This window comes from Candidatus Hydrogenedentota bacterium (assembly GCA_012523015.1).
Classification (GTDB): Bacteria; Hydrogenedentota; Hydrogenedentia; order Hydrogenedentales; family CAITNO01; genus JAAYBJ01.
In genome coordinates this window covers 1-5,122 of sequence record JAAYJI010000049.1, presented here as the reverse complement: position 1 = coordinate 5,122, position 5,122 = coordinate 1, and the positions used below count along the sequence as shown (strand labels likewise).

5 protein-coding genes are annotated in these 5,122 nt (G+C 47.1%); all 5 read left to right on the top strand.

The window, feature by feature from the left end; all coding sequences use genetic code 11:
- Window positions 1–2,126 (top strand): DNA mismatch repair protein MutS (gene mutS, locus GX117_02145; GenBank protein ID NLO32149.1); only part of this gene is annotated, 2,126 nt, incomplete at its 5' end.
- 314 nt (window positions 2,127–2,440) lie between these two features.
- Entirely contained in the window at window positions 2,441–3,166 is a 726-nt protein-coding gene (locus GX117_02140) for a metallophosphoesterase family protein (GenBank protein NLO32148.1), read from the top strand.
- A gap of 20 nt (window positions 3,167–3,186) precedes the next feature.
- Window positions 3,187–3,792 carry an imidazoleglycerol-phosphate dehydratase HisB gene (gene hisB, locus GX117_02135; protein ID NLO32147.1) on the top strand — a complete coding sequence of 202 codons (606 nt, stop codon included), beginning with the start codon at window positions 3,187–3,189 and terminating at the stop codon, window positions 3,790–3,792.
- Window positions 3,793–3,882: 90 nt separating this feature from the next.
- Window positions 3,883–4,713 (top strand): universal stress protein, encoded by an 831-nt coding sequence (locus tag GX117_02130; GenBank protein ID NLO32146.1) that lies wholly within the window; start codon window positions 3,883–3,885, stop codon window positions 4,711–4,713.
- 44 nt (window positions 4,714–4,757) lie between these two features.
- The gene (locus tag GX117_02125; protein NLO32145.1) at window positions 4,758–4,964 is read left to right on the top strand and encodes a hypothetical protein; all 207 of its coding nucleotides are present in this window, start codon (window positions 4,758–4,760) and stop codon (window positions 4,962–4,964) included.
- Window positions 4,965–5,122 lie beyond the last annotated feature (158 nt).

The following is a 5,122-nucleotide window of genomic DNA, read 5'->3' as shown; positions in this document are numbered from 1 at the left end:
TATTTGATGAGATCGCACGGCTTTCCCCGGTGGAGACCCTAGTTTCGGAAGAGGCAGATTCCAATTTTATGAATAGCCTCAAAAAACGTTTTCCGAATATGGTTTTTACACACCGCAGCCCGACTGCTTTTGATCCAGACGATGCGCGCACATTGGTAATGAACACATTTCGGTTAAGCACGTTAAAAGGCTTGGGGGCTTTGGAAACAAGCGAATTAGCGTTGACGAGTGCCGGCGCCGTCTTGGGTTATATTCATGAAACACAACGGGATTCTGTTCCCCATTTAGATCTGCCGCGCCACTTTGAGCCTTCTGCTTATGTCGCTTTGGACAGCAATACGCAGCGTAATCTTGAGCTGACAGCGACCATGAGCGATCAATCGAAACGAGGTTCTTTATTGGGCGTTTTAGATAAAAGTCTCACGGGTATGGGGGAACGCAAACTCCGGAACTGGATTTTACATCCTCTCTCGCAGGTATCGAAAATAACCGAAAGACTGGATGCCGTAACGGAGTTTTACGAAAACATCAGCTTGCGCATGACCTTAAGGGAAGAGATGAAGGGACTGCCCGACATTGAACGTCTTCTCGGTCGTATCACTGCGAGTACCGGTAATGCTCGCGATGTTAAAGCCCTCGGAGTCGCTCTAGAACGTATTCCCGCTATTGCAACGGCACTCGATAAAGTGAATAGCGGAATGTTAAAGGGGCTTTATGAAAATCTGGACAAATTAGAAGATATTGCCGCCGTCATTGCCCGAGCTATTGTAGATGAACCGCCCCCTACCTTAAACGAAGGGAATTTAATACGCGAAGGCTACGATGCGCAATTGGATCATTTGCGCGAACTGGTTCGCGGCGGCGTAAACTGGATAGCTGCCCTACAACAAGAAGAACGAGAGCGGACGGGAATTCAAAAATTAAAGGTGGGCTACAACCGTGTTTTTGGGTATTACATCGAAATCAGCCGTGCCCAGTCCCAATCGGCGCCGGAGGACTATGAGCGCAAGCAAACGTTGGCCAATGCGGAACGTTTTGTCACGCCTGCCCTCAAAAAGCGCGAAGAAGAAATACTGACTGCCCGTGAGAAAATGGAAAGTATAGAACGGGATCTATTTGTGGCTGTTCGTACGGAAGTCGCCAAAGAGGCTGTGCGTATCCGCCGAACAGCCGATATATTGGCTGTGTTGGACGTATTAGCAACTTTTGCGGAGGTGGCTGTTACCAACGATTATTGCCGCCCTGTAATGAATGATTCCGGAGAGATCCATATCAAGGAGGGGCGCCATCCCGTCGTTGAAGCTGTCACGCGGCCCGGTGAATTTGTGCCTAACGACACCCACATGGAAGTTGACGGGGCTCGGGTGCTGATTATGACCGGTCCTAATATGGCGGGCAAATCTACCTACCTGCGTCAGGTCGCTTTACTTTGCTTGATGGCGCAAATCGGCACTTATATACCTGCTTCTGAAGCAGTCATGGGCGTAGTCGACCGAATTTTCACACGTGTCGGCGCGTCGGATAATCTGGTGCGCGGCGAAAGTACCTTTATGGTGGAGATGATAGAAACAGCGGCCATCCTCAATACTGCCACAGAAAAAAGTCTCTTGGTACTCGACGAAATTGGCCGTGGCACGTCTACTTATGACGGCATCAGTATCGCGTGGTCCGTGGCGGAACATATTCACGATACGATCCGTGCGCGCACGCTCTTTGCCACCCATTATCATGAGCTTACCGAGTTGGGCGAGAAATTGGAACATGCAAAGAACATTACCATCTCTGTACGTGACTGGCAGGATACTATTGTTTTCTTGTATCGGGTTGTGGACGGCGGCGCGGATCACAGTTATGGGATTCAAGTGGCAAAGCTGGCCGGCTTGCCTCAGCGTGTTTTGAAACGGGCCAGGGAAATTCTTCTTTCTTTAGAATCGGGGGGGCAAGCGACGAGCGAATCTATAGTTCCTGAGCAGCAAATGTTCCTCTTCGCGCCGTCCATGGACAACGAACCTAGTCAGGTGGAAAAGGAATTGGAATCAATAGATCCGGACGCCCTGTCACCTCGTGAAGCACAGGCGCTGCTCTATCATCTTAAACATTTATCGAATCGTCCGCGTAACGGTTAAGACATATTTGTTGTACATTTATAGAGCGCTATTTTCCGGATTCATTTGATTATGACTGTTTCATATGTGCAAAATAGTGTGACCTTTGGGGTTGGAAGTCATTTCCAAGCCCTTACGAAATTGCGAATCAAAAGAAGAACACAGCGGTCAATAAACCTTATTTATAGACGTCATTATTTCTTTCGTCACTCAATTGATAATCTTGTCATCTGTTATTTCAGGGTTATTTTTCTTTGATTCCAAGTAATTCGAAAAAAACAACATGCATGTCTGTTATAATTGAGTTTGACCTTGACATGTAGGAGCTTATTATTGTGCGATATGCAATTTTATCCGACATACATTCCAATATTGATGCTCTGGAAGCCGTATTTGATGCAATTGAGAGCCTCCGTATTGATGAAATTATATGCCTCGGAGACGTGGTGGGATACAACGCAGAACCTAATGCTTGTATCTCATTATTAAAAGAGAAAAAGATACAAACGATTCTGGGTAACCATGATTCCGTTGCCTGCGGACTTGAAGAGCCTTGGGGCTTTAATCCCTTGGCGTTAAGCGCGATCATGTGGACCCGCGAGCATCTGGATGAGGACTCGCGGGAATGGCTTCGCAGCCTTCCCGATACCTTAAATTATGGTTCTTTTGTTGCCGTTCACGGTGCACCTAAAAACCATAATGTCTATCTTTTTTCGTGGGAAGATGTTCTCCCCCACTTATATTTTATGGAAGAGCAAAATTGCTCCCTATGTTTCGTAGGTCATACCCATACGCCGGCGTTTTTCTCTGAGAAAAGCAATAGAGTTCTCCACGACCGAGAAGAAATTCAATTGGATCCTGAGAAGTATTATTTCATTAATCCCGGTTCCGTTGGTCAGCCGCGCGATCAAAATCCTGCCGCTTCCTTCGGCATCTTTGATGCCGGCCAATTGACTTTTGAGTTGGTGCGGGTACGTTATGATGTGGAGCGGGCAAGTAAACGGGTGTTGGAAGTGGAACTCCCCCACTTCCTTTCCGACAGACTATTGGTAGGAAAATAAAAGGACTAGAACGAATTATTATGACGTTATCTTCAAAACGAAAAGCGGTCATTACGCGATCCACGAACGAAACGAAAATTGAAATAAAAATCGACCTAGACGGTACCGGTACGTCAGACATTCAAACGGGCTCCGGTTTTTTTGATCATATGTTAGAGCATATAGCAAAACACGGTCTTTTTGATTTATATGTACGCGCTGAGGGTGATGTTCATGTCGATCTACATCATACTGTCGAAGATGTAGGCATCTGCCTCGGACAAGCGTTCATCCAAGCTGTGGGAGAGCCGGTGGGATTAACGCGCTATGGTCATGCTGTTATCCCTATGGATGAGACTTTAGCGGAAGCCACCGTTGATTTTTCCGGTCGCCCCTTTCTCGAATTCCGCGGTCAATTGCCGCAAGGCAGTCCGGGCGGTTTTGATATGGAACTGGGCGAAGAGTTCTTTAGGGCCGTGGCGGTTAACGGTCGCCTCACGCTGCACTTGGAATTACGTTATGGAAAGAATTTGCATCACTGTTTGGAAGGATTGTTTAAGGCCTTTGGCCGTTCTCTACGCCAAGCCTTCCAAATGGATCCTCGCGTAAAAGGCATACCTTCTACCAAAGGCTCTTTGGAACTGTAGTGATCCGTTCCGAACAGGATGCAGACACTATAAAACTGTTGTTGGGCTATTGATTTCCCAAAACAATAGGACATCGTGAAAGGTGCAGCCATGATTAAACGTATCCTCGTTACGACGGATGGCAGCGAATCCGCTGAAATCGGCGTTCGTTGTGCTGTAACCATTGCCAAAGCACAAAATGCCTCTTTGGTCGTACTCTATGTAACGGACATCAAGCTTTTAGAAGGACCTTTCCTCCGAGATTTGACCGCCTCATTAGGTGCCGCTCCCTATGTCAATTATCAGGGGAATATAGCCTTGTTGTTGGATGAGCGGGGAAAAAATGCCTTGTCTCATGCTGAAAGCTTGTGTGAAGAATTGGGTGTCGCGTGTAAAACCCTCCAGCAGACCGGCATTGTTCCACGGGTGATTTGCGAAAATGCTGAACTGGCAGATTTGATTGTTATGGGCCGTGCCGGTGAACACAACAAATTTTTGGAAGGATTGATAGGCTCCACGGTGGAAGCGGTGGTGCGCCGTGCGTCAGTACCTGTTCTTATTACGGGTCATGATGTATTGTGTGATGGGGACGTGGTTCTTCCCTATGATGGATCGGCGCAGGCGAAAAAAGCCTTGCGTGCCGGTGCTCTTTTTGCGGCTCAGCATAAAAATAAAATCCGCGTGCTCGTAGTAGACACGCCGGAAAATTGTGAACTTTTAGAGGCGGCGCAAAGTTATTTGCAAAATAGGGAGCTTGATGTGGATTACAGCTGTCGGCAGGGCGATCCCGGCGCAGAAATTGTTTCATTTGCAAAAAGTTGTAATGCCGCTCTTATTATCATGGGTGCATACGGCCATAATAAACTACGTGAATTGGTTTTGGGGAGCACGACTTCCTACACGATCAACCATGCGCCTTGTCCGGTACTGCTGGTTCGATAAATGCGCCCCTTCAATACTTTCGTTGTAATAGAAAGATAATATCCATGTCTCGGAAAGACAAAATTAGTATTACCCATTCGGAAGAATTTTCTGAAATAGAAAATGAGTTGATGCATGCCATGGATGGGATGGACGAGGCAAATTTGCAGATAGAAACCTTACTGCAAAACCATGTTAAAGAGAATACGCCCCCTGGAAATGAAGATAAAACCGAATCTTCTGAAACACAAACTGACACGGCCAATACCTAATCATCGGCGCCGTGACACTGCGCAGCACCTTAACTTATTTTTGAAATCTACCTATGAGTACATCCGGCTATCACATACTATTGACAGATCCCCACTTGCAAGGTGGCGGACAGGTACGTTATGTCACCACATTAGCGGCAGGTTTGCAAGCGCTGGGG